26 protein-coding genes are annotated in these 24,640 nt (G+C 61.9%); 20 read left to right on the forward strand and 6 right to left on the reverse strand.

The genetic code is table 11. The features are described from left to right. Positions 1-149: 149 nt before the first annotated feature. The 8 genes from ACFWHB_RS03365 to ACFWHB_RS03400 all read left to right on the forward strand — a co-directional run bounded on the left by ACFWHB_RS03365 (position 150) and on the right by ACFWHB_RS03400 (position 9,042). A complete protein-coding gene (locus ACFWHB_RS03365; protein WP_025328281.1) occupies positions 150-755 on the forward strand; it encodes a TIGR04211 family SH3 domain-containing protein in 606 nt (201 codons plus the stop codon). Between the two features lie 169 nt (positions 756-924). Further along, positions 925-1,704 carry an NAD(+) diphosphatase gene (gene nudC / locus ACFWHB_RS03370; protein WP_289976501.1) on the forward strand — a complete coding sequence of 260 codons (780 nt, stop codon included), beginning with the start codon at positions 925-927 and terminating at the stop codon, positions 1,702-1,704. Positions 1,705-1,854: 150 nt separating this feature from the next. After that, positions 1,855-2,922, forward strand: coding sequence for a uroporphyrinogen decarboxylase (gene hemE / locus ACFWHB_RS03375; protein ID WP_139746199.1), 1,068 nt, complete (start codon positions 1,855-1,857; stop codon positions 2,920-2,922). Between the two features lie 187 nt (positions 2,923-3,109). Then, the gene (locus tag ACFWHB_RS03380) at positions 3,110-4,039 is read left to right on the forward strand and encodes an ROK family protein (protein WP_289976502.1); all 930 of its coding nucleotides are present in this window, start codon (positions 3,110-3,112) and stop codon (positions 4,037-4,039) included. 49 nt (positions 4,040-4,088) lie between these two features. Continuing rightward, the gene (epd, locus tag ACFWHB_RS03385) at positions 4,089-5,099 is read left to right on the forward strand and encodes an erythrose-4-phosphate dehydrogenase (RefSeq protein WP_111910490.1); all 1,011 of its coding nucleotides are present in this window, start codon (positions 4,089-4,091) and stop codon (positions 5,097-5,099) included. Positions 5,100-5,165: 66 nt separating this feature from the next. Continuing rightward, positions 5,166-6,329 (forward strand): phosphoglycerate kinase, encoded by a 1,164-nt coding sequence (locus ACFWHB_RS03390; protein WP_106885810.1) that lies wholly within the window; start codon positions 5,166-5,168, stop codon positions 6,327-6,329. Between the two features lie 116 nt (positions 6,330-6,445). Continuing rightward, positions 6,446-7,525 (forward strand): class II fructose-bisphosphate aldolase, encoded by a 1,080-nt coding sequence (fbaA, locus tag ACFWHB_RS03395; RefSeq protein ID WP_005332814.1) that lies wholly within the window; start codon positions 6,446-6,448, stop codon positions 7,523-7,525. Between the two features lie 212 nt (positions 7,526-7,737). Continuing rightward, complete coding sequence (locus tag ACFWHB_RS03400; protein WP_395949459.1) at positions 7,738-9,042, forward strand: NAD(P)/FAD-dependent oxidoreductase; 1,305 nt, start codon at positions 7,738-7,740, stop codon at positions 9,040-9,042. On the opposite strand, the gene ACFWHB_RS03405 is transcribed toward ACFWHB_RS03400, so the two are convergent. From ACFWHB_RS03405 to cutA, 3 genes are all read right to left on the reverse strand, one after another. After that, positions 9,039-9,491 (reverse strand): hypothetical protein, encoded by a 453-nt coding sequence (locus tag ACFWHB_RS03405; protein WP_395949460.1) that lies wholly within the window; start codon positions 9,489-9,491, stop codon positions 9,039-9,041. The genes ACFWHB_RS03400 and ACFWHB_RS03405 overlap by 4 nt on opposite strands. Before the next feature lie 130 nt (positions 9,492-9,621). Further along, positions 9,622-11,397 carry a protein-disulfide reductase DsbD gene (locus tag ACFWHB_RS03410; RefSeq protein ID WP_395949461.1) on the reverse strand — a complete coding sequence of 592 codons (1,776 nt, stop codon included), beginning with the start codon at positions 11,395-11,397 and terminating at the stop codon, positions 9,622-9,624. Continuing rightward, positions 11,394-11,711 carry a divalent-cation tolerance protein CutA gene (gene cutA / locus ACFWHB_RS03415; protein ID WP_111910485.1) on the reverse strand — a complete coding sequence of 106 codons (318 nt, stop codon included), beginning with the start codon at positions 11,709-11,711 and terminating at the stop codon, positions 11,394-11,396. Before cutA ends, ACFWHB_RS03410 begins: the two co-directional genes overlap by 4 nt. Positions 11,712-11,905: 194 nt before the next feature. On the opposite strand from cutA, the gene ACFWHB_RS03420 reads away from it, so the two are divergent. Beyond that, positions 11,906-12,247: a hypothetical protein gene (locus ACFWHB_RS03420; RefSeq protein WP_025328270.1), complete on the forward strand. Its 342-nt coding sequence runs from the start codon at positions 11,906-11,908 to the stop codon at positions 12,245-12,247. A 77-nt stretch (positions 12,248-12,324) separates the two neighbouring features. On the opposite strand, the gene ACFWHB_RS03425 is transcribed toward ACFWHB_RS03420, so the two are convergent. Then, positions 12,325-12,762 carry a PACE efflux transporter gene (locus ACFWHB_RS03425; protein ID WP_106885816.1) on the reverse strand — a complete coding sequence of 146 codons (438 nt, stop codon included), beginning with the start codon at positions 12,760-12,762 and terminating at the stop codon, positions 12,325-12,327. Positions 12,763-12,893: 131 nt separating this feature from the next. On the opposite strand from ACFWHB_RS03425, the gene ACFWHB_RS03430 reads away from it, so the two are divergent. Next, the gene (locus ACFWHB_RS03430; RefSeq protein WP_111910484.1) at positions 12,894-13,775 is read left to right on the forward strand and encodes a LysR family transcriptional regulator; all 882 of its coding nucleotides are present in this window, start codon (positions 12,894-12,896) and stop codon (positions 13,773-13,775) included. A gap of 6 nt (positions 13,776-13,781) precedes the next feature. Here the strand turns inward: ACFWHB_RS03430 and ygfZ are convergent, their stop codons facing one another. Next, positions 13,782-14,687, reverse strand: a complete 906-nt coding sequence (gene ygfZ / locus ACFWHB_RS03435; protein ID WP_395950168.1) for a tRNA-modifying protein YgfZ — start codon at positions 14,685-14,687, stop codon at positions 13,782-13,784. A gap of 119 nt (positions 14,688-14,806) precedes the next feature. On the opposite strand from ygfZ, the gene ACFWHB_RS03440 reads away from it, so the two are divergent. Together ACFWHB_RS03440 and ACFWHB_RS03445 are read left to right on the forward strand one after the other, a co-directional pair. Further along, the gene (locus ACFWHB_RS03440) at positions 14,807-15,076 is read left to right on the forward strand and encodes an FAD assembly factor SdhE (protein ID WP_234690488.1); all 270 of its coding nucleotides are present in this window, start codon (positions 14,807-14,809) and stop codon (positions 15,074-15,076) included. Positions 15,077-15,094: 18 nt separating this feature from the next. Further along, complete coding sequence (locus ACFWHB_RS03445) at positions 15,095-15,478, forward strand: protein YgfX (protein WP_234690487.1); 384 nt, start codon at positions 15,095-15,097, stop codon at positions 15,476-15,478. A gap of 166 nt (positions 15,479-15,644) precedes the next feature. Here ACFWHB_RS03445 and nadB read toward each other — a convergent pair whose 3' ends face one another. Beyond that, a complete protein-coding gene (gene nadB / locus ACFWHB_RS03450) occupies positions 15,645-17,252 on the reverse strand; it encodes an L-aspartate oxidase (RefSeq protein WP_234690486.1) in 1,608 nt (535 codons plus the stop codon). A gap of 181 nt (positions 17,253-17,433) precedes the next feature. Between nadB and rpoE the strand changes: the two genes are divergently transcribed. The 8 genes from rpoE to era all read left to right on the forward strand — a co-directional run bounded on the left by rpoE (position 17,434) and on the right by era (position 24,639). Beyond that, positions 17,434-18,015: an RNA polymerase sigma factor RpoE gene (rpoE, locus tag ACFWHB_RS03455; protein WP_106885820.1), complete on the forward strand. Its 582-nt coding sequence runs from the start codon at positions 17,434-17,436 to the stop codon at positions 18,013-18,015. 23 nt (positions 18,016-18,038) lie between these two features. Beyond that, a complete protein-coding gene (locus ACFWHB_RS03460) occupies positions 18,039-18,626 on the forward strand; it encodes a sigma-E factor negative regulatory protein (protein ID WP_139745763.1) in 588 nt (195 codons plus the stop codon). A gap of 21 nt (positions 18,627-18,647) precedes the next feature. Continuing rightward, positions 18,648-19,628: a MucB/RseB C-terminal domain-containing protein gene (locus ACFWHB_RS03465; RefSeq protein ID WP_106885822.1), complete on the forward strand. Its 981-nt coding sequence runs from the start codon at positions 18,648-18,650 to the stop codon at positions 19,626-19,628. Positions 19,629-19,718: 90 nt separating this feature from the next. Next, positions 19,719-20,180 (forward strand): SoxR reducing system RseC family protein, encoded by a 462-nt coding sequence (locus tag ACFWHB_RS03470; protein WP_395950169.1) that lies wholly within the window; start codon positions 19,719-19,721, stop codon positions 20,178-20,180. A gap of 170 nt (positions 20,181-20,350) precedes the next feature. After that, positions 20,351-22,144: a translation elongation factor 4 gene (gene lepA, locus ACFWHB_RS03475; protein WP_042648728.1), complete on the forward strand. Its 1,794-nt coding sequence runs from the start codon at positions 20,351-20,353 to the stop codon at positions 22,142-22,144. Positions 22,145-22,147: 3 nt separating this feature from the next. Beyond that, entirely contained in the window at positions 22,148-23,071 is a 924-nt protein-coding gene (gene lepB / locus ACFWHB_RS03480) for a signal peptidase I (protein ID WP_111910480.1), read from the forward strand. Beyond that, entirely contained in the window at positions 23,072-23,743 is a 672-nt protein-coding gene (gene rnc, locus ACFWHB_RS03485) for a ribonuclease III (RefSeq protein ID WP_111910479.1), read from the forward strand. Next, positions 23,740-24,639, forward strand: a complete 900-nt coding sequence (gene era, locus ACFWHB_RS03490; protein WP_395949462.1) for a GTPase Era — start codon at positions 23,740-23,742, stop codon at positions 24,637-24,639. Before rnc ends, era begins: the two co-directional genes overlap by 4 nt. The last annotated feature ends 1 nt before the right edge of the window (position 24,640 follow it).

Raw genomic sequence — 24,640 nt, forward strand, 5'->3', positions numbered from 1 at the left:
CGGCGTCTGGAATGGTCGCGTGGCAAACCGGAGAAGCCGTGAGACGCCTCTCAGTCAGGGGGGCGCCGTTTTTCTTTGCTTGTCCTTTGACCCGCTGGCGGCTTAACATTCGGCCTGCAACCTAATTCAACGAAGAGAATCGATCGACCATGCGCGCCCTTCTCGGGATCTTGATCTGCTTGTGTGCCCAACAGGTACTGGCCGATACCCGTTATGTCTCAGACAACATCTTTACCTATATCCACAACGGTCCTGGCACCCAGTACCGGATCCTCGGCAGCGTCAAGGCCGGTGAACCGCTGGAGGTCAAGGCGGTGAACAACGACGCCGGTTTCACCCAGGTGGTGGACGGCCGTGGTCGTGAAGGCTGGATCAAGAACAGCGAACTGCAGGCGGAGATCAGCCTGCGCGAGCGTCTGCCCCAGGTTCAGAAAGAGCTGGATGAGGCCAAGGCCCGCCTGCTGAACCTCAATGGCGACAACGAGCGACGCTTCGCCGAGAAGGATGGCCAGATCACCGAGCAGAGCAAGGAGATCGCCAGCCTGAAGGCCCAGCTCGCCAGCCAGAGCACAGAGATGAGCAGCCTCAAGGAACAGAACGACGCCCTGACCCAGAGCTATGACAACCAGGAGCACGACATGCAGATGGACTGGTTCATCCGCGGTGGTGCCATGGTGCTGGGGGGCATACTGCTCGGCATTCTGCTCCCCATGCTGCCTCGTCGTCGCAAGAGCAGCGAGCGCTGGATGAATTGATCGCCCGGACGGTCGCAACGAGAAAGGTCGCCACGGCGGCCTTTTTTCATGGTCGCGCATCGGGGCGGGATCTTGACCATGTCGGGGGTCGCCAGGGGGCCTCTGCGGCCGTAAGATGAGCCGAACTATCCCGTGCCCCGGGCACCCTTCTCAACAAGAGCCTTCACATATGTCATCAACCGAACAGGCCCGCTGGTTCGTGCTGGGGGGCGATCACCTCGTCCTGCTGGATGAACGGGGGCAGATCCCCCAGGGCCCCAAGGCCTGCCTGCCCGCCCATCTGCACTCCGCCCATTTCGAGCCTTTCGACGAGTGGGACGGACTGCCCTGCCAGCTGCTGGATCTGGGACCGGATGCCGGGAGCTGCCCCCTGGTGGGGCTGCGCCAGCTGATGGTGGCCGGCGATGAAGAGGGCTTTCGCCTCGCCGGACGCGCCTGGCAGCTGGCCACCTTCCGCCGCAGCCATCGCTTCTGCGGCGAGTGTGGCGCCCCCATGGCACCCAAGAGCGGGGAGTGGGCACAGGTGTGCCATCATGGTCATGTCGTCTATCCGCGCATCTCCCCCTGCATCATAGTGGCGGTGCGCAAGGGCCCGGCGATCCTGCTGGCGGCCCATCGCCGTCACTATCAGGCCGACGATCCCATGTATACGGTGCTGGCGGGCTTCGTGGAGGCGGGGGAGAACCTGGAGCAGTGCGTGGCGCGGGAGGTGTTCGAGGAGAGCGGCATCCGGGTATGCAACGTGCGCTACGTGGCGAGTCAGCCCTGGCCCTTCCCCCACAGCCTGATGATGGGCTTCACCGCCGACTACCAGAGCGGCGAGATCAAGGTGCAGGACGACGAGCTGGTGGCTGCCGACTTCTTCGAGGCGGACCAACTGCCACGGCTGCCCCCCCACGGCACCATAGCGCGGCGGCTGATCGAGCAGAGCCTCGCAGAGAAGCGGTGAGGGCGAGGCCCTGAAAAGCGGGGTCCTGGTTTGCGCCCCCTCACATCTTTGCACTCCGGCGACCCTGCGGCGCGTTTGTGCCGCCCTCAGCCTCGCACAAAGTGGTATCATATCCGCCATTTTATGCTGGATATGAACTCAGGAACTGGGATGAAAGAGCTGAAGAACGATCGATACCTGCGTGCCCTGCTGCGCCAGGATGTGGACATGACCCCGGTGTGGATGATGCGTCAGGCTGGCCGCTACCTGCCGGAATACAAGGCGACCCGCGCCGTCGCGGGGGACTTCATGTCCCTGTGCCGCAACGCCGAGCTGGCCTGTGAAGTCACCCTGCAGCCCCTGCGCCGCTATCCCCTCGATGCCGCCATCCTCTTCTCCGACATCCTGACCGTGCCCGACGCCATGGGGCTGGGCCTCTACTTCGAGCACGGGGAAGGCCCGCGCTTCGAGCGCCCCATCAAGTCCATGGCCGACGTGCAGGCGCTGCCCATCCCGGATCCGGAAGACGAGCTGGGTTACGTGATGAACGCGGTGCGCACCATTCGCCGCGAGCTCAAGGGTGAAGTGCCGCTGATCGGCTTCTCCGGCAGCCCCTGGACCCTGGCCACCTACATGGTGGAGGGGGGCAGCTCCAAGGCCTTCACCAAGATCAAGCAGATGATGTACGCCGAGCCGCAGACCCTGCACCTGCTGCTGGACAAGCTGGCGGACAGCGTGATTGCCTATCTCAACGCCCAGATCAAGGCCGGTGCCCAGTCCGTCATGGTGTTCGACACCTGGGGCGGCGTGCTGACCCCGCGGGATTACCGCGACTTCTCCCTGCAGTACATGCACAAGATCGTCGATGGCCTGATCCGTGAGAATGAGGGGCGCCGTGTGCCTGTCACCCTGTTCACCAAGAACGGCGGTCAGTGGCTGGAGCAAATCGCCGCCACCGGCTGCGACGCCCTGGGTCTGGACTGGACCACAGACATAGCGGACGCCAAGCGCCGGGTCGGCGACAAGGTGGCGCTGCAGGGCAACATGGATCCCTCCATGCTCTACGCCGCGCCAGCGCGCATTCGCGAGGAGGTCGCCACCATTTTGGCGGGCTTTGGCAGCGGCAACGGCCACGTCTTCAACCTGGGTCACGGTATCCATCAGGATGTGGATCCTGAGCACGCCGGGGTGTTTGTGAACGCGGTGCACGAGCTGTCGGCTCAGTACCACGGTCGCTGAGCGCGGCAGACAGCACAATGAGAACGGGGCCTGCGGGCCCCGTTTTGCTGCCCGGCCTCGCGGGGGCTGCATCCTGGTCACCGCTCGGGTTACACTGCACCACCACTGAACAGGGTCGAGGACAGGATGGGCGAGTACGCCTCCTGACGACTGGGTGAGGGCGTCGTTGAACATGGCAGGAGGCAGGATGAGCAAGGGTTCTTGGGACTGGGGTATCGATCTTGGCGGGACCAAGTGCGAGTGCGTGGTGCTCGAGGGTGACGAGGTGCTGCTGCGCCATCGCATTCCCACCGAGCGCCGTGGCGGTTACGAGCACATGATAGGCCAGATCGCCAAGCTGGTGGACGAGTGCGCCGAGCGGCTCGGCCAGCGTCCCGCCATCCTCGGCATGGGCACCCCGGGGGCGCGGGATCCCCAGACCGGGCTGATGAAGAACTGCAACACCACAGAGCTCAACGGCAAGCCGTTCAAGGAAGATCTGGAACGCAGGCTCGGCGTTCCTGTGCTCATCGCCAACGACGCCAACTGCTTCGCCCTGGCGGAAACCCATCTGGGGGCGGTGCGCCAGCACCATCCCGAAGCGAAAGTGGTGTTCGGCATCATCATGGGCACAGGGGTTGGCTCCGGCATCGTCATCAATGGCCAGATCCTCAACGGCCATCACGGCATCGCCGGGGAGTGGGGCCACAACGTGCTCTCCCCCGACGGTCCCGAGTGCTACTGCGGCAAGCGCGGCTGTGTCGAGACCTTCATCAGCGGCCCGGCGCTGGAGGCCTGGTATGAAGCCAAGGCCAGGCGTCACCTCTCCCTGGCCCAGATAGCGGCGGCGACGGCTCACGACCACGTGGCCAAACTCACCATCGACCGACTGCATTTGCTATTTGGCCAGGCCCTGGCCAACGTGGTCAACATCCTGGATCCGGACGTCATTGTCATCGGCGGTGGGGTGGGCAACGTGCAGAGTCTCTACAGCGTCGGTCGGCAGACTGTGCTGCCATTTCTCTTCAATCCCCGCTTCGCCACCCCCATCATTGCCCCGGCCCTGGGTGACAGTGCCGGTGTGTTCGGGGCCGCGCTGCTGGCCAGGGGCGTCTTCCGGGAGGCCCTGCTGTCTTGAAGCAGTCAGGGGCCCGTCACTTTGTCGCAGGTAAGGACACAGATTTTTCATGATCAAGATTGCCATCAACGGATACGGGCGCATCGGTCGCAACGTGTTGCGGGCCCTCTACGAGAGCGGCCGCGATAACCAGCTTAAGATAGTCGCCATCAACGAACTGGCGGCCCCCGAAGCCATGGTGCACCTCACCCGCTTCGACACCAGCCACGGCCGCTTCGGCTACCCGGTGCAGCTTGCGGGCAACAGCATGCTGGTGGGGGAGGATCTCATCTCCCTGTTTGCCGAACGGGATCCGTCGCGCTTGCCCTGGCGGGCGCTGGGGGTGGATGTGGTGCTGGACTGCACCGGGGTATTCGGCTCCCGGGCCGATGCCGAACTGCATCTTGGGGCGGGGGCGGGCAAGGTGCTCTTCTCCCATCCGGCGGATGCGGACGTGGATGCCACCATAGTCTACGGGGTGAACCATCAGGTGCTGACGGGACGGGAGCGGATCGTCTCCAACGCCTCCTGTACCACCAACTGCGTGGTGCCCGTCATCGAAACATTGCATCGAGAATTCGAGATAAATTGTGGTACTATTACGACAATTCATTCGGCCATGCACGATCAGCAAGTCATCGATGCCTACCACAGTGACTTGCGTCGAACCCGGGCCGCCAGCCAGTCCATCATCCCGGTGGATACCAAGCTGGCAAAGGGGTTGGAGCGAATCCTCCCCCACTTCGCCGGCAAGTTCGAGGCGATCGCGGTGCGGGTGCCGACCATCAACGTCACCGCCATGGATCTGAGCATTACTGTTCGTAAAAAAGTGACAGTTAGTGACGTAAATCAAGCCCTGCAACGGGCATCCAGAGGTACATTACAGGGTATCCTGGACTACACGGAAGAGCCGCTGGTCTCCGTAGACTTTAATCATGATGCACACTCCTGCATCATTGATGGTACCCAGACCCGGGTGAGCGATGCCAACCTCGTCAAGATGTTGATGTGGTGTGATAACGAATGGGGCTTCGCCAACCGCATGCTGGATACCACCCGGGCCATGATGGCCGCAGGCTGAGAGCCTGCACCGGGCGCAAGGTTACTGTTTTTTTAACATTACCTGAAAATATATAGAGGACTGAATATGTCTGTTATCAAGATGACCGACCTGGATCTGGCGGGTAAACGCGTTCTGATCCGTGCTGACCTGAACGTGCCGGTAAAAGACGGCAAGGTCACCTCCGACGCACGTATCGTGGCTACCCTGCCGACCATCAAGCTGGCTCTGGAAAAGGGCGCGAAGCTGATGATCACTTCCCACCTGGGTCGTCCGACCGAGGGTGAATACAACGAAGAATTCTCCCTGGCCCCGGTAGTCAACTATCTGAAAGACGCTCTGTCCTGCCCGGTGCGCCTGGCCAAGGATTACCTGGATGGCGTAGATGTCGCCGCCGGTGAGCTGGTTGTGCTGGAAAACTGCCGTTTCAACAAAGGCGAGAAGAAGAACACCGAAGAGCTGGCCAAAAAATACGCCGCCCTGTGTGACGTCTTTGTAATGGATGCATTCGGTACTGCTCACCGCGCCGAAGGTTCCACCTACGGTGTGGCCCAGTTCGCCCCGGTTGCCTGTGCAGGCCCCCTGCTGGCCGGTGAACTGGATGCCCTGGGCAAGGCCATGCTGAAGCCCGAGCGCCCCATGGTTGCCATCGTTGGCGGCTCTAAGGTCTCCACCAAGCTGACCGTGCTGGAATCTCTCTCCAAGATCGCTGACCAGCTGGTGGTCGGTGGTGGCATCGCCAACACCTTCATCGCCGCTGCCGGTCACAACGTTGGCAAGTCCCTGTGCGAGCACGACCTGATCGACACCGCCAAGAAGCTGGCTGCCGAGACCAACATTCCGGTGACCACAGACGTGGTTGTAGGTACCGAGTTCTCCGAGTCCACTCCGGCCACCATCAAGTCCGTCGCTGACGTGACCGACGGTGACATGATCTTCGACATCGGCCCTGACTCTGCCAAGGCCCTGGCCGACATCATCATGAACGCCAAGACCATACTGTGGAACGGCCCGGTCGGTGTGTTCGAGTTCGACCAGTTCGCCGAAGGCACCAAGGTGATCGCCGAAGCCATCGCCGCTTCCCCGGCCTTCTCCATCGCTGGCGGTGGTGACACTCTGGCTGCCATCGACAAGTTCGGCATCGCCGACAAGGTCTCCTACATCTCCACCGGCGGCGGCGCCTTCCTGGAGTTCGTAGAAGGCAAGGTACTGCCGGCTGTCGCGATTCTTGAAGAACGCGCCAAAGCCTAATTGACCCGGGACGGGGGGCAAAAGCCTCCCGTTTCGTTTATCATGTGGCCGCTGTGCCGGTTCATGATGAACCCCCCATTTTTTATTAACGGCATACGAGAACAGGACGATTAAACATGTCTAAGAAAATTTTCGACTTCGTAAAACCCGGCGTGATCACTGGTGATGACGTTCAGAAAGTGTTCGCCATCGCTAAAGAGAACGGCTTCGCTCTGCCTGCCGTGAACTGCGTGGGTACCGACTCCGTCAACGCCGTGCTGGAAGCTGCCGCCAAGGTCAAAGCCCCGGTCATCGTTCAGTTCTCCAACGGTGGTGCCGTGTTCACCGCCGGCAAGGGTCTGAAGCTGGAAGGCCAGCAGGCTGCCATCATCGGTGCCATCTCCGGTGCCAAGCACGTGCACGCCGTTGCCGAAGCTTACGGTGTACCTGTCATCCTGCACACCGACCACGCCGCCAAGAAGCTGCTGCCGTGGATCGACGGTCTGCTGGAAGCGGGCGAGAAGCACTTCGCTGAAACCGGCAAGCCGCTGTTCTCCTCCCACATGCTGGATCTGTCCGAAGAGTCTCTGGAAGAGAACATCGACATCTGCTGCGAGTATCTGACCCGCATGGCCAAGATGAACATGACTCTGGAGCTGGAACTGGGTTGCACCGGTGGCGAAGAAGACGGTGTGGACAACAGCCACATGGATCAATCCGCCCTGTACACCCAGCCGGAAGACGTGGCTTACGCCTACGAGCGTCTGTCCAAGATCAGCCCGCGTTTCACCATCGCTGCCTCCTTCGGCAACGTGCACGGTGTCTACAAGCCGGGTAACGTCAAGCTGACCCCGTCCATCCTGGACGCTTCCCAGAAATACGTTTCCGAGAAGTTCGGTCTGCCTGCCAAGTCCCTGGACTTCGTGTTCCACGGTGGTTCAGGTTCCACCCTGGAAGAGATCCGCGAATCCATCTCCTACGGCGTCGTGAAGATGAACATCGACACCGACACCCAGTGGGCTACCTGGGAAGGTCTGTTGAACTTCTACAAGACCAACGAAGCCTACCTGCAAGGCCAGCTGGGCAACCCGGAAGGCGCCGACAAGCCGAACAAGAAGTTCTACGATCCGCGCGTATGGCTGCGTGCCGGTCAGACTTCCATGATCGCCCGTCTGGAGAAAGCCTTCTCCGACCTGAACGCCATCAACGTACTGTAATTCGTTACCGTATCTTGATTGCTGAAGAGGCGCCCTGCGGGGCGCCTCTTTCATTGCGGCCAGCCTCGGCTGGCCTCTAAAAAGGTGTCCTTCGGGACACCTTTTGCATTTCTGTGATCCTGACAGGCTGGATTGGTGACCCTGGGCTGGGTATTATCGATGACACTCCGTTTAATTTAGTAAACAAGTGCAACCAAGGCAGGATGCTGAGCATGCAGACAGGAAGACACAACGGATACCAGGAGCACGTGGCCTCCTATTACGCGGCCACCCGCAACGACCATCAGCAGTGGCCCGAGCTCAGCGGTGAGCTGGATGCCGACGTCTGCATCATAGGCGGCGGCTTCACCGGCCTCAACACTGCCATCAATCTGGCCGAGGCGGGTTACAAGGTGGTCTTGCTTGAGGCCAACCGCATCGGCTGGGGGGCCTCGGGACGCAACGGCGGCCAGCTCATTCGCGGCATAGGTCACGACACCAGCCAGTTTGCCCGCTGGATAGGCGAGCAAGGGGTACGTGAGCTGGACCTGATGGGGCTGGAGGCGGTGCAGCTGGTGCGCGAGCGGGTCGCGCGGTTCAACATCGACTGCGACCTGACCTGGGGCTACTGCGATCTCGCCACCAAGCCGCGCCACCTCAAGGGATTTGAGGAGGATGCCGAGCACTTGGCCAGCCTGGGATACAGGCACGAACTCAAGCTGGTCCCCAAGGGGGAGATAAGGTCGGTGGTGGGGTCGGATCGCTATATCGGCGGCATGATCGACATGGGCTCAGGCCACCTGCATCCCCTCAATCTGGCTCTGGGTGAGGCGCGCGCGGCGGCCAGCCTGGGCGTCGCCCTGTTCGAGCAGTCCAGGGTGACTCACATCGAGTATGGCGATCGGGTCGAGGTGACCACGGCCCACGGCCGTTGCCGCGCCAGCTACCTGGTGATCGGCTGCAACGCCTACCTCAATGAGCTCAATCCCGAACTCGGGGGCAAGGTGCTGCCGGCGGGCTCCTACATACTCGCCACCCAGGTGCTGGAGAAACGGCTGCGCCAGCGGCTGCTGCCGCAAAACATGGCGGTGTGCGATCAGAACGTGGCGCTCGACTACTACCGGCTATCGGCGGATGGTCGCCTGCTGTTTGGCGGTGCCTGCAACTATTCCGGCCGTGACCCTCACGATATAAAGGCCTTTATGCTGCCGAAGCTGCTGCGGGTGTTTCCGGAGCTGGCGGGCACCGCCATCGAGTTTCAGTGGGGGGGCATGATAGGCATAGGCGCTAACCGGCTGCCGCAGATAGGGCGCCTCAAAGAGTACCCCAACGTGTTCTATGCCCAGGCTTACTCGGGACACGGCCTCAATGCCACTCACATGGCGGGCAAGCTGGTGGCCGAGGCGATCAGGGGGGAGAGCCGGGGCTTCGATCTCTTCAGCCGCGTGCCCCACATGACCTTCCCAGGCGGGCCTGCCCTGCGCTCCCCCTTGCTGGCGCTCGGGATGCTGTGGCACAGAATGAAGGATCTGCTCTAGGGGAGGGCTGGCGGCAGGGAGGAGGGCGCCTCTCCCTGCTGCGCCGGTTCTGCCAGTTGCCAGCCCTGCTCCGTCTTCATCATCCAGACCTGGCTCTCCTGCGCCAGTGCCTGGCCTGCCTCGAATTCGCCGTATTTGCGCTCCAGCTCCATCAGGGCCATCTCCTGCTGGAAGGGGCCGACCCTGTCATAGACCAGATCCTCGTCGTGCAGCACCTGCAGTTGATCCAGCCCCTGCTTGAAGTGGAGCCGGTAACTCACCTTGACCAGATAGACCCCCTCCATCCGCTCCTCCTTGCCGAGAATGGCGAAGTCGCTGATCTCGAACAGGGCGGGATCCGTGTCGGCCTGCAATTTGGCGGTGACCTGGCTCTGGATCGCCTCTTCACCTGGACCTGAGTTGCAGCCATAGAGCCAGCAGGCCAGCAGGGGGATGAACCACTTTTTCATCAAAACTCCGGACGATGCGAGACGGGAAAGGGCAAATTCTGCCATGGCGCCTGTCATATACAAGGGATGGCCAGAAAAATCAGCGCGCAGAGGAGAGGGCGGCCCGCGCGGCAAGGCGGGCCGCCATGGTTCAGCGCAGCTTGTCCAGCTGGCCGAGGAACTCGGCGGGCCCCATGAAGCCGGTCACCCGCTGCCCGCTCACCTCGTTGCCCGCGGCATCGAAGAAGATCAGGGTCGGCAGCCCCAGCACGTTCAGGCCGTTGAGCAGATCCACGTCGGCATCGTCGTTGGCGGTGACGTCAGCCTGCAGCAGCACCATGTCAGCAAAGCGCGCCCGCACGGCGGGATCGCTGAAGGTCTTGTGTTCGAACTCCTTGCAGGCCACGCACCAGTCGGCGTAGAGGTCCAGCAGCACCGGCTTGCCGCGAGCGGCCTCGAGCCGGGTCTTGAGGTCATCCAGGGTCTTGATGCGGATAAACCGGGGAGCCTCGGCCCCGGTGCTGGCCTTGACGCCAGGCTCGGGCAGCAGCAGGTCCTTGCCCACCACCACCAGGCTCATCATCGCCAGCAGCAGCACGAAGCCGCCGAGGCTCTTGCCCACCGAGTGGGGGCGATGCTGGTTGTGGTGATAGAGATAGCCGCACAACAGCAGCGCCCAGCCGAGCCAGAGCAGGGTGGCGACCTGGTCGCTCAATAGCCGTGACAGCAGCAGGATCGGCACCGCCAGCAGCGCAAAGCCAAAGAGTTGCTTGATCACATCCATCCAGGCACCCGCCTTGGGCAGCAGCTTGCCCCCCGAGGTGCCGAGCAGCAGCAGCGGCAGCCCCATGCCCAGCGACAGGGCATAGAGGGCCGCCCCGCCGAGCCAGAGATCGCCGCTCTGGGCCACGTAGATGAGGGCGCCCGAGAGCGGGGCCGTGGTGCAGGGGGAGCAGACCAGGCCGGAGATCATCCCCATGATGGCGACCCCGACCACGGAGCCGCCCTGCTGGCGGTTGGAGAGGCCGGACAGCCGGGTTTGCAGGCTGCTCGGCAGTTGCAGGGTATAGAGCCCGAACATGGAGAGTGCCAGCAGCACGAACATCACCGAGAGGCCGATCAGCACATAGGGGTGCTGCAGCGCCGCCTGGAACTTCAGGCCCGCCGAGGCGACCACCAGCCCGAGCAGGGTGTAGGTGAATGCCATCCCCTGCACATAGACGAAGGAGAGCAGGAAGGCGCGGCGGGTGGAGAGATGCTGGCCGGCACCGGCGATGATGCCGGTCAAAATGGGGTACATGGGGAAGACGCAGGGGGTGAAGGCGAGCCCCAGTCCCAGCGCAAAGAAGGCGGCGATGCTGAGCCAGAAGCCCTGGCTGCCGAGGGCGGCCGCCAGCCTATCCTGCTGACTGCCGGTCGGCGCCTCTGTGGCATCTGCGGGGTCTATTTGCCCGGCGTCGCCAGTGGCCGCGAGGAGCTGCACCGGGATCCGCTTGTCGGTGGGGGGATAGCAGAGGCCCTCGGTGCACCCCTGATAGCTTATCTGCAGGCTGGCGGAGTCCCCCACCTGGGTCAAGGTGACGGGGATCTGCAGCTCCTGATAGAAGACCCGGGTCTTGCCGAAGAAGTCATCCTCATGCTCGGTGCCCGCAGGCAGCGCGAGGGGCTCGAAGACGAGGTTCTCCCCCTTGACGCTGATGCTGTGGCGATAGAGGTAGTAACCGTCGGCGAGGCGCAGGGTCAGCAGCAGCTTGTTTCCCTGCTGCTCGCTCTCGAGGACGAAGGCCTCGTCCACTTTCAGAAACTTGGGCTGGGCACTGGCCTCGATGCCGAGGCTGCTTAGCAGATCCTGGCTGCTGGCCTGGGCGGGGGCCGCGAGCAGGCTCAGCAGGAGTAACAGGGGGGAAAGCAGGGATCGCAGAGTCATGAGGTCTCCTGTGTCAACCAGTCGAGGTAGGCTTGATGACCCTGGCTGGCGGGGATCGCCAGGATCTCCGGCACCTGGTAGGGGTGGTGAGCCAGGATGCACCGCTCTAGCTCGGCAAAGAGCGGCTGGCGGGATTTGATGATGAGCTGGATCTCCCGTGCCCGCTCTATCTTCCCCTGCCAGCGATAGACGGAGGTGAGCCCTGGCAGCTGATTGATGCAGGCGGCGAGGCGCTGGTTGAGCAGTTGCTCGCAGAGGTGGTCGGCACTGGCTTCATCAGGGCAGGTGCAGAGCACCAGAATGGCGTCGGTCATGGGGTTGGCAGTCTCGTCAGCGGGGGCGCAAGGGCCCTCTGGAACAGCGGTTACTATACCGGGCAAAGGGGCAAATAGCACCCGGCCCGCGCCCGGCTGGCGGGACGCTCAATTAGTGATGCGCCCGAGATAGACGCTGTGAAAAGGACAGGGCAGAATGAGCGGGCTTGTTCCCACTCTACGTAAGGAAATGTATGACCCAACAGAATGAGCAGCAGAGAAACCGCATGTTGAGCCTGTTGCGTGAAGGCGAGCGCCGCATGTTGGTGCAACTGGCCGGTCTGCTGCGTACCAGTGTCGATGAAATCAATGCGGAGCTGGAAAAAGAAGAGTTGCTGTCTGCCCTGGAGCAACCCATCACTGTGGAGTACCTCAACGGCGTGGTGCAACACCATTTGTTCGAGCGTCTGCACAAGGGAGACATGGTCGCGGCCCAGCGCATGCTGAACCAGTATCAGAGCGACCTCGAGGCCATGCTGAACCAGGAAGCGGCCCAGACCGAGGCCCCTGCCGACGAGGTGAAGGCGCAAGCCTGAATACCTGCCCCTCGAGGATCCAGATCAGCACCATCATGCCAGTCGCATGATGGTGCCTCGTTTTATCCCTTCTCTTGTCACCCCGTGACCCGCTGTGCCCCCTGGCCCGGGATGGGGAACACCTTGTCATAGCTCCAGTTGTAGACGAAGGCATAGACCAGGTAGAACAGCACGAAGCCCAGATCCAGCACCAGCGCCTCCAGCAGGCCGATATCGAGCCACCAGGACATCACCGGCAGGGCGACGATCAGCAAGCCCCCCTCGAAACCGAAAGTATGCAGCACCCGTTGCCAGAGCGTCTTGTGGGTGTGGCCCTGCAGGCGCAGCAGCAGCCTGTCCACCCCTATGTTGTAGACATAGTTCCAGACGGTGGCGACCACCGAGAAGAACAGGGCCAGGGGCCCCATGTGGTTGAGACCGACGCCGGTGACCCAGCTTGCCAGGGGGGCGGCGATCAGCAGGCCAATCAATTCGAAGCCGATGGCGTGGCGCAGGCGATCACGGGTATTACGCATTGTCTGTCTCTCTATTTCTCTTTTCGGGTGTGTATGGCGGCCAATTTATCGCTATTTTTCGATAGGTTCACGTTGGTATCTATCGCTAAAATAGATGGATCTGGGTGCAATAACAGGGCTGGAGCAGACGGATGACCCCTTCACTGGAACAATTCAAGGCGTTACTGGCGGCGGCCGAGACGGGATCCTTCTCGGCGGCGGCGCGCCGCCTGGGCAAGGCGCAGTCGGTGGTGAGCACCGCCATCGCCAACCTGGAGATAGATCTCGGCCTCGAGCTGTTTGATCGCAGCGGCCGCTACCCTGTGCTGACCGAGGCGGGGGCCCGCATCAGTCAGGAGGCGGGGGTGCTGCTGGCCCAGAGCGAGCGGCTGCAAGCCATCGCCGGGGAGCTGGCCAGCGGCATAGAGTCGCGCCTGACGCTCGCCATCGACGATGACTCCCATCTGCCCTGGCTCGGTGCCTTGCTGGAGGAGTTTGCCGGCCGCTATCCGACTGTGGAGCTGGAGCTGCTGTTCCCGCTGATGGAGGATGTGACCGAGCTGCTCAAGAGCGGGCGGGCCCAGCTCGGCATCAGCTACCAGAAGGCGCACCCGGAGCGGGAGCTGGTCTCCCGCTCCCTGGGGAGCGTCGCCATGCCCCTGGTGGTCTCCCCGGATCACCCCCTGGCCCACAAGACGCCGCTGCACGAGAGCGATCTGCAAGGGGCCCGCCAGCTGATGGTGACGGGACGGCGGGAGGGGACGGAGCGCCATCGCTTCCGCCTCTCGTCACAGGTGTGGTGGGTCGAGGGGGATCTCGGGATCCTGGAGCTGGTCAAGCTGGGGCTGGGGTGGTCTGCGGTACCCGAGTTTCTGCTGCACCGGCCGCTGGCGCGGGGGGAGCTGGTGGTGCTCAAGCCGGATTTCATTCCCCAGGCCGAGCTGGAGCTGGAGTTGCAGTGGTATCGCGCCCGCCCGCTGGGGCAGGCGGGGCGCTGGCTGAAGGAGGCCCTGCTGGCGCGGGTGCCTCGTTAGCCGACCTTACTCGGTCAGGGAGTAGGGCAGGGGCTGCAGGGCGAGGCGGGAGCCTTCCTCCTGCTTGAGGCGGAAGCTGGCGTCGGCCTCGGTGTCTTTTGGCAGCACGGCGGTGAGCCACAGCTGGCCCTGCTGCTGCCAGACGTTCAGCACCATGCCGCTGCGCCGCCAGTTGTCACCGAGCTGGATCTCCAGGGTATCGCCGCTGGCAACGGGGCCACTGGCCTGCCCGGCCAGCACGAAGAGGGCGCGGTTGTTGGCGCCGCGGTACTTGGCGCGGGCCACTATCTCCTGCCCCATGTAGCAGCCCTTGGTGAAGCTGATGCCCTCCAGGGCCTGCAGGTTCAGCATCTGGGGAATGTACTCACCCTGATGGACCGCCTCTAGGTGCGGGATCCCCGCCTTGATGTCCAGACCCCACCAGAGCGCTTCGTCGCCAGCAGGCAGGCCCAGCGCCAGTGGCGATTCGCTTGCCAGCAGCCAGCGATCGGCTTCCACCCTGACCGCCATGCCGCCCTCGACAAGGCCGGTTTCCTGAAGGCCGTATTGCGCCGCGATCCAGGCATCCGTGCCCTGACCGGCCAGGCCGACCACCTGGCCCTGGAATTCGCCGATCTCCACCTTGGCGAACACCGCAAACTTCTTGAGTTCGGGCAACTGGCGCGCCAGCACCGACGGCTTGGTCAGCAGCAGCAGGCTCTCATCGAGGCAGAGCAGGCGAAAATCGCTCCACAGCTTGCCCTTGGGATCGCAATGGCCGCCGAGGGTGCTCTGACCAGGTTGCAGGGCGTTGACGTCGCAGGTGACCTGGCCTTGCAGATATTTCACGCGATCATTGCCGGTGAGGCGGGTGATGGCCAGATCGGTCAGGGGAAACAGGGTTGGCTCGGCAGGAAGAACAGGGGTCGGCAGGCTCACGATGGTATTCCAGAGACAGAAAGTATGTGACCTGCATGGTAAAGACGTAAGGAATGTTTGTCAGCCGGAAAATCCAGCTGCTACCATCCTCGGGTCTTTGTAAGGAGAGTTCCATGTTGAGCCCAATTGAAAAGTCCCGCCTGAAGTGGGCCTGCCGTCGCGGCATGCTCGAGCTGGATGTGATCTTTATGCCCTTTTTCGAGCACGAGTTCGACTCCCTGAGCGAGGCCGAGCAGCAGACATTCATCCGTCTGCTGGCGTGCGAGGATCCCGAGCTGTTCCGCTGGAGCATGGGCCACGGTGTGCCGAACGACCCCGATTTCGCCGCCATGATCCCCCTGATCCTGGAGCGCAATCAGGCCCGTCACGATCGTCTGAGCTGATCCCCGATGCGGGTCCTGATGCCCGTCATCCCCTCCCGGCGGCAGCGCCTGCTGCTGCTTGCCCTGTTTCTGCTGTTGCTCTGGCCGGTTGCCGCCTTGATCCATGGCTGGCAATGGGGGCTGTTTCTCCCTTGCTGGTCGCTGGGGCTCTGGCTGGCCTGGCGCCCCGTCACCCAGGGGCGCCAGGCGCTGCTCTGGGACGGGGAGTGGCTGGAGTGGCAAGGCCGGCGCCATCGACTGGATGACCACAGCCGCATCCTGCCCGGGGTGCTCTGGCTGAGGCTGGTGACAGAAGAGGGCGCCGAGCGCCACCTCTGGCTCTTCTCCGACGCCCTGGCACCCGAGCACTACCGCGCCCTGGCCCGCGCCATTCATCTGGCCCCGTCCAACCCCCCGGCTTAACCCCATAACAGATGACCCCGCCGGGGCGGGGTCATCTGAGGGACGGCGGTGGGCGTCGTTTACTCCCGATCCGGCGTCAGCACTGTCTGCCTGAGGTTCGGCTGCCTGTCCGGGTAGTCCGGGTGCAGGCAGTGGAGTCCGCAGCACGCCTCTGGCTTGCGCCGGATCACTCCCGATCCGGTGTCAGCACTGTCGGCTTGGGGTTCGGCTGCATGTCCGGGTAGTCGAGGTTATAGTGCAGTCCGCGGGACTCCTTGCGCTCCAGGGCACAGTTGACGATGAGCTCGGCCACCTGCAACAGGTTGCGCAGCTCCAGCAGGTTGTTGGAGACGCGGAAGTTCGCATAGTACTCCTGCACCTCCTGCTTGAGCAGGTCGATGCGGCGCTTGGCGCGGGCCAGGCGTTTGTTGGTGCGCACTATCCCCACGTAATCCCACATCATCAGCCGCAGCTCGTGCCAGTTGTGCTGGATCACCACCTGCTCGTCCGAGTCATCCACCTGGCTCTCGTCCCAGGCGGGCAGGCTCGGCGGCTCCACGCTCATGGGCAGCTTGGCCAGGATGTCGGCCCCCGCCTGATGGGCGTAGACTACGCATTCGAGCAGGGAGTTGGACGCCATGCGGTTGGCGCCGTGCAGCCCTGTGTAGGTCACTTCGCCGATGGCGTAGAGGCCGGGGATATCGGTCTGGCCGTTGTTGTCGATCATCACGCCGCCACAGGTGTAGTGCGCCGCCGGCACTATGGGCATGGCCTCCTTGGTGATGTCGATGCCGACCGCGAGGCAGCGCTCATAAATGGTCGGGAAGTGCTTGATGATGAAATCCGCCGGTTTGTGGCTGATGTCCAGATACATGCAGTCGGCGCCGAGGCGTTTCATCTCGTGGTCGATGGCACGGGCGACTATATCCCGCGGCGCCAGTTCGGCCCGCTCGTCGAAGTCCGGCATAAAGCGGCTGCCGTCGGGACGGCGCAGATAGGCCCCTTCCCCGCGCAGGGCTTCGGTCAGCAGGAAGTTGGGGTCATCGGGGTGGAACAGGCTGGTGGGGTGGAACTGGTTGAACTCCAGGTTTGCCACCCTGCAGCCGGCGCGCCACGCCATGGCGATGCCATCCCCCGAGCTCACGTCCGGGTTGGAGGTGTACTGATACACCTTGGAGGCGCCGCCGGTGGCCAGCGCCACGAAACGGGCGCGGATCACCTCGACCTGCTCGACGTTGCGGTTCCAGACATAGGCGCCAAGCACCCTGTTGCCCGGCAGATCCAGCTTGCGGGTGGTGATGAGGTCGACCGCGTTGAAGCGCTCCATCAGCTGGATATTGGGGTGGGAGCGGACCTGATCGATCAGGGTGAGCTGCACCGCCTTGCCGGTGGCGTCCGCCGCGTGGAAGATGCGGCGATGGCTGTGACCCCCTTCCCGGGTCAGGTGATAGTGGGATTCCCCCTCGGCATCCTCTTCCTGATCGAAGGGAACGCCCTGCTGGATCAGCCACTGGATGGAGTCGCGGGCGTTGCGAGCGGTGAACTCCACCACCGCCGGGTCACACAACCCGGCGCCGGCGTTGAGCGTGTCGCTCACATGGGATTCGATGCTGTCGGTCTCGTCGAACACGGCAGCGATGCCTCCTTGCGCATAGAGAGTGGCCCCCTCACTGATGGGCCCCTTGCTCAGAACCAGGACTTTGGCCTGGTCTGCCAATCGCAACGCGAGGGACAGACCGGCGGCACCGCTGCCAATGATCAGTACGTCGCAAAGGTATTCAACACTTGCTTTCATAAGTATCATTGGCCTGGATTAAGAACTGGCCCCATGGTAGCCCAAGGGGGGTTGTGATGCAGCCCGCATCACATTTTTTTCAATGCAAGCGAACTTTCTCTGATTCTCCCTGTCTGAACTTGTGCGCTTAGAAGGGGCCGGAAAAGAAGAACGATAACCTGATGGGGGTTTTACGGCTCTGATGAGCGACCAGAATCTACTGGACGAACAGCTGGTTGAACGGGTCCAGCGTGGCGATAAAAATGCATTCAACCTGTTGGTAAAAAAATACCAGCATAAGGTGGTCAACCTGGTGGCCAGGTATGTCAACAATCCGGGCGATGTACCGGATGTGGCGCAGGAGGCCTTTATCAAGGCTTACCGTGCGTTGCCGACATTCCGTGGCGAGAGCGCGTTTTACACCTGGTTGTATCGGATCGCCGTGAACACGGCCAAAAATTACCTGACCTCACAGGGGCGCAGACCGCCCAGTAGTGATGTCGAAGCGGACGAGGCTGAATATTATGGTGGTGGTGAAGCCCTGCAAGAAGTGGCCACCCCCGAAAACCTGGCGCTGACCGACGAGATCAAGCGCACTGTGTTTGCCGCCATAGAAGCCTTGCCAGAAGACTTGAGAACAGCGATCACCCTTCGTGAAATGGAAGGGCTGAGCTACGAAGAGATTGCGGAGATCATGGATTGCCCTGTGGGTACGGTGAGATCCCGTATCTTTCGGGCGAGGGAAGCAATCGACAAAAAGCTGCAACCTCTGATCGAGAATTAAACTGGGGAAAGACAGGCAAACTTATGGCAAATAAAGAGCAACTTTCAGCCCTGATGGATGGTGACCTCAGCGACATGGAGGTTCTGAACGAGCTGGGAACGGATCCCGCTCTGAAAGATACCTGGGCTCGTTACCATCTGATCGGTGATGCCATGCGGGGAGACCTTCCGGTCAATCTGCAACTGGATCTCAGTGACAGCATCATGCTGGCACTGGAAGACGAACCCGTCATACTGGCGCCCAAGCCGGTGCAACCTGTTGCGCCTCAGGTGAAGCCAGCTGGCAAGGTGGTGCCTCTGATCCGTCGCTTTGGCCAGCAAATGGGTCAGTATGCCATTGCCGCCTCCGTGGCTGCCGCCGTCATCTTCGGGGTGCAGCAGTATCAGGGCAACGACGGCATGCCGGCCAACCCTGTGCTCAACACCATACCGGTCGGTGGCAGTGCGACGCCAGTGAGCGTGCACTATCCCCAGGAGGGCAACCGTGCCACTCCTCGCCAGCAAGGCTTGAACGAGCAACAGATGCAGGAGCAGCGCGAGCGTATCAACGCCTTCCTGCGAGACCATCAATTGCAACAGCGTCTGCTGCAAGACAAGCAGATTCAGGAATAACGCATCTTTAGGGATCAGACCGTGCGCCAGTCCAGCCTCATTCTGCTGGCCTCTCTCCTGCTGATTTGTGCCAAGGCCTCGGCCGACGATCTGTCGGCCGAGGCCTTGTTGCAGCAGATGCAGAGTGCCGTTTCGCAACAAAATTTTGAGTTGTCCATGGTCAAGGCCCGTCAGGGACGCCTCGAGCCCATTCGCTTCAGCCACGGAGTGATCGATGGCAAGGAGGTCGCTCATCTGAGTTATCTCGACGGCAAGGCGGTGGAGTACCTGCAACGCCAGAACGAATACACCTTCTTCGAAAACACCCACGAACCTTACACCCTCAAGGGGGCGCGTTTCCCGGGCGTCTGGTCGAGCCTGGTGAAGATGCCACTGCCCCGGGTGCTGGAGAGCTATGATCCCGTGCTGGCCGGTCGCAGCCGGGTAGCCGGCCTGGTGGCCCAGGTCGTGAGACTGGTGCCCAAGGAGGCGGACAAGTACGGCTTTGTGCTATGGGTCGACGAGCAGAGTCACCTGCTGCTGCGGGTAGACATGGTGGACAAGGAGGGCAACCTGGTCGAGCAGGTGCTGGGGGTTGATCTTGACAGGCAGCCCGCGCCGGCGCCCTGGCTTGTCACCCTGGCCCGCAGCAAGCTGCCCGATGCGCTGGCATTGGAAGACGCCTATCCCGCCCCCCAGCAGACCCTGAGCTGGCACCTGACCTGGCTGCCGGGTGGATTCAAGGTACTCTCTCAGGACAGGCATCAGCTGGTCAGCACCAGTCTGCCGGTGGACTACATGATGTTGTCGGACGGTGTGGTGGATCTCTCCGTCTATGTCTCCCGGGTCGATCCCAAGCAGGCGGTGCGCCAGCAGTTGATCCGCCAGGGAGCCACCTCGCTGGTGAGTTTCGTCAACGAGGTCGGGGTGGAGATCACCGTGGTTGGGGAAGTTCCCACCGAGACGGCCAAGCGCATTGCCGAGTCGGTGCAGCCGCTGGCCCGCAACGAGGCGGTACAGTGAGGCGGCATGCTGCCACTTGCCGAACCGGGACGACCGTGCTGAGATCGGGTAAATACATAGCCGTTCGTCTGGAGTCATCCTGTGAGTAACATGAGCGAAGAGCTGGCAACAGTGGTGGCCGTCGAGGGGGCCTATGCCTGGGTGGAGTGCGAACGGCGCTCCGCCTGCAGCGGCTGCCATCAGCAGTCCAACTGCGGTACCGGCACAGTCGCCAAGGCCTTTTCCCTGAAGTCGCAGCGACTGCGGGTGGCGCTGACCGCCGAGGTCCTGGTTGGCCAGCAAATCCGCCTTGGTATTCCCCAGGCGAGCATCTTGCGGGGGGCCGCCCTGGTCTATGTGCTGCCGTTGTTCTGCCTGCTGCTCGGAGCCCTGCTCGGTCAGCTCTGGCTGGCGCCGCTGCTGTCGGCGGGGGAGGGCGTCACCATCCTCAGCTGTCTGCTGGGGGGCACAGTCGGATTTTTACTGGTTCGTTACTTTTCTGCCCGGCTCGAGCAAGGGGAATATGGTCCCCGCATGCTCGGTGTGGTACTCAATACCCGCCACCTCTCCTGAGCGGCGCTCCCCTTTTCTGGCCCCGTCGCCGCCGTTTTGGTGCAGAGGGCCCGCCAGACAAGGCGCTATTTCTGGTGCCCGCCGACTAAAGATTGGCCGTCGACCTGGTTATCCAGTAAAATCCTGCCCTCATATCCGACCCTAACTTAATTTTGAGTGATTCTTGCTCGATGAAACACATTCGTAACTTTTCGATTATTGCGCACATCGACCACGGTAAATCGACCCTGTCGGACCGTCTGATCCAGACTTGTGGCGGCCTGTCCGACCGCGAGATGCAGGCTCAGGTGCTTGACTCCATGGATCTGGAGCGCGAGCGCGGCATTACCATCAAAGCACAGAGTGTGACCCTGAACTACCAGGCACAAGACGGTAACACCTATCAGCTGAACTTTATCGACACCCCGGGCCACGTGGATTTCTCCTACGAGGTTTCTCGCTCCCTGGCGGCCTGTGAAGGGGCTCTGCTGGTGGTGGATGCCGGTCAGGGGGTTGAGGCACAGACTCTGGCCAACTGCTACACCGCCATGGAGATGGAGCTGGAAGTGGTGCCCATCCTGAACAAGATCGATCTGCCTGCCGCAGAACCCGAGCGGGTTGCGGAAGAGATCGAGGACATAGTGGGCATAGACGCCATCGATGCGGTGCGTTGCTCCGCCAAGACCGGCCTGGGTGTCGATCTGGTGCTGGAAGAGATAGTGGCCCGTATCCCGTCACCGGAAGGTGATCCGGATGCCCCGCTGCAGGCACTGATCATCGACTCCTGGTTCGACTCCTACCTTGGCGTCGTCTCCCTGGTGCGCATCAAGAACGGTTCGCTTAAGAAGAACGACAAGATCAAGGTGATGAGCACCGGTCAGGTGTGGGGCGTGGATCGCATCGGTATCTTCACCCCCAAGCAAGTGGACACCATGGGCCTGGGTTGTGGCGAGGTAGGTTGGGTCGTCTGCGGCATCAAGGACATCCACGGCGCCCCTGTAGGCGATACCCTGACGCAAGCCAAGAACGGTGCCGACAAGGCGCTGGCTGGCTTCAAGAAGGTGAAGCCGCAGGTCTATGCGGGCCTGTTCCCCATCTCCAGCGATGACTACGAGTCATTCCGTGATGCGCTCGACAAGCTCTCCCTGAACGATGCCTCCCTGTTCTTCGAGCCGGAAAGCTCCACCGCACTGGGCTTCGGCTTCCGCTGTGGCTTCCTCGGCATGCTGCACATGGAGATCATCCAGGAGCGTCTGGAGCGGGAATACGATCTGGATCTCATCACCACGGCACCGACCGTAGTGTATGAAATCGAGCTGAACAACGGCGAGACCATCCACATCGACAGCCCGGCGGCTATGCCTCCGGTCAACAATATCAAGGAGATGCGCGAGCCCATCGCCGAGTGCAACATACTGTTGCCGCAGGAGTACATGGGCAACGTCATCACCCTCTGTATCGAGAAGCGTGGCGTGCAGACCAACATGGTCTATCACGGCAAGCAGGTGGCGCTGACCTACGAGATCCCGATGGCGGAAGTGGTGCTCGATTTCTTCGACCGCCTGAAATCCACCAGTCGCGGCTATGCCTCCCTGGATTACGGCTTCAAGCGCTTCGAAACCTCCGAGATGGTGCGCCTCGACATCATGATCAACGGTGAGCGCGTCGATGCCCTGGCCATCATCACCCACAAGGAGAACGCCCAGTATCGCGGTCGCCAGGTGGTTGAGAAGATGCGCGAGCTGATCCCGCGCCAGATGTTCGACATCGCCATTCAGGCGTCCATCGGCAACCAGATCATCGCCCGCAGCACGGTCAAGGCCCTGCGCAAGGACGTAACCGCCAAGTGCTACGGCGGTGACGTGAGCCGTAAGAAAAAGCTGCTGAACAAGCAGAAAGAAGGCAAGAAGCGGATGAAGTCCCTGGGCCGTGTCGACGTGCCGCAAGAGGCCTTCCTCGCCATTCTCCACGTCGGAAAGGATTAATAGATGGCAAGCACCTTTTCCCTGATCCTGGCCATAGTCACTCTGCTGACCGGCATCATCTGGACAGTCGACAAGCTGGTCTGGTCCAAGCAACGGGCGGCCAAGATTGCGGCTGCCCGTGCCAACGCCGGCCCGAACATCGATGAGAAGACGCTGGCCAAGGTGGCTCCCATGCCGGTCTGGATCGAGCAGACCGGCGGTGTCTTCCCGGTCATAGCGCTGGTGCTGATCCTGCGTTCCTTCATCTTCGAGCCGTTCCAGATCCCGTCTGGTTCCATGATGCCCACCCTGCTGGTGGGCGACTTCATCCTGGTGGAGAAGTTCGCCTACGGCCTGCGTGATCCCGTGACCAACACCAAGTTCCTCGAGACAGGTTCTCCCGAGCGTGGCGATGTGGTGGTGTTCAAGTATCCGCTGGATACCCGGGTGGACTACATCAAGCGGGTGGTCGGCATGCCCGGCGATCGGGTGATCTATCGCAACAAGGAGCTGATGATCCGGCCCAAGTGCGAGGAGCAGGAAGGGAAAACGTGCCCGGGCTTCAAGAAGCTCGACGTCAAGTTCGAGCAACGGGGGGAGTTCAGCCAGATGGGGATCCCGCTGGATCGCTACACCGAGCAGCTGGGCACAGTTTCTCACGAGACCCTGCGTAACCCCCTGATGCCGGACCTGGTGGACCGTTACTATCGCCAGCCCGGTACCTACCCGGATGAGTGGGTGGTGCCGGAAGGCCACTATTTCGTGATGGGTGACAACCGCGACAACAGTACCGACAGTCGTTTCTGGGGCTTCGTGCCCGAGCAGAACCTGGTGGGCAAGGCGGTTGCCATCTGGATCAGTTTCGAATTTGAGCGCGAGGAAGGTTCCAGCTTGCCAAGCTGGGTGCCGACTGGCGTGCGCTTCAACCGCATCGGCGGAATACAGTAAATGAATATCAAGATGAACAGACTGCAGTCCCGTCTCGGGCATGTCTTTCAGGATCAAGAGCTGCTGACCCGGGCGCTGACCCACCGCAGCGCCGGTTCCCGTCACAACGAGCGACTGGAATTTCTGGGGGACTCCATTCTGAGTCTGGTGATTGCCGATGACCTCTTCCACCGCTTCCCGCAAGCGGCGGAAGGGGATCTCAGCCGGATGCGCGCCACCCTGGTGCGGGAGAAGACCCTGGCCGAACTCGGCCGGGAGTTCGACCTCGGTGATCACCTGATCCTGGGGCCCGGCGAGCTGAAAAGCGGTGGGTTCCGTCGCGAATCTATCCTGGCCGACACTGTCGAGGCGGTGATCGGCGCCGTCTATCTGGATACCGATCTGGAGCGGGTGCGGACTTTGTTGCTCGGCTGGTACGCCAGCCGCCTGGACGAGATAAAACCAGGCATAGAGCAGAAGGATCCCAAGACCCGGCTGCAGGAAATTTTGCAGGGAAGCCGCAAATCCCTGCCGACCTACACAGTGACCAACGTCAAGGGCGAAGCCCACAACCAGGAGTTCACCGTCCAGTGTGACGTGGATGGCCTGGATGGTCCGCTGGTCGGGGTCGGCACCAGCCGCCGCAAGGCCGAACAGGCTGCGGCGCAGCAAGCACTGGAAAAACTGTCATGACAGATACGACTTACTGCGGCTTTGTCGCCATCGTGGGCCGCCCCAATGTGGGCAAGTCCACCCTGCTCAACAAGCTGCTTGGCCAGAAGGTCAGCATCACCTCGAAGAAACCCCAGACCACCCGTCACCGGATTCTGGGGATAGACACCGAGGAGAACCATCAGACCATCTATGTGGATACCCCGGGTCTGCACATCGAAGAGAAGCGGGCCATCAACCGCCTGATGAACCGTGCCGCCACCAGTTCCCTGGGTGATGTGGCCATGGTGGTCTTCATGGTCGACGGTACCCACTGGACCAAGGACGACGAGATGGTGCTCGGCAAGTTGCGCCATCTGCCTTGCCCCGTGGTGCTGGCGGTCAACAAGGTAGACAACGTCAAAGAGAAAGAAGATCTGTTGCCCCACCTGGAGTGGCTGGGTCAGCAGATGAACTTTGCCCACATCCTGCCCATCAGTGCCGAGAAGGGCACCAACGTGGAGAAGATCCGCGAGTGGGCCAAGGATCTGCTGCCGGAGAACAACTTCTTCTTCCCGGAAGATTACGTGACCGACCGCTCGTCCCGCTTCATGGCCTCAGAGATCATCCGTGAGAAGCTGATGCGTTTCACCGGCGAGGAATTGCCCTACTCGGTGACGGTGGAGATCGAGCGCTTCAAGGTGGAAGAGAACGGTCTCTACCACATCCACGGCCTCATCCTGGTGGAGCGCGATGGCCAGAAGAAGATGGTCATCGGCAACAAGGGCGAAAAGATCAAGACGATCGGTACCGAAGCTCGCCTCGACATGGAGCGGCTGTTCCAGAACAAGGTGCACCTGGAGCTGTGGGTCAAGGTCAAGTCCGGCTGGGCCGATGACGAGCGCGCCCTGCGCAGTCTTGGCTACGGTGATGACTAAG

The sequence above is a fragment of the Aeromonas mytilicola subsp. aquatica genome (assembly GCF_044336385.1).
Taxonomy (GTDB): domain Bacteria; phylum Pseudomonadota; class Gammaproteobacteria; order Enterobacterales; family Aeromonadaceae; genus Aeromonas; species Aeromonas rivipollensis.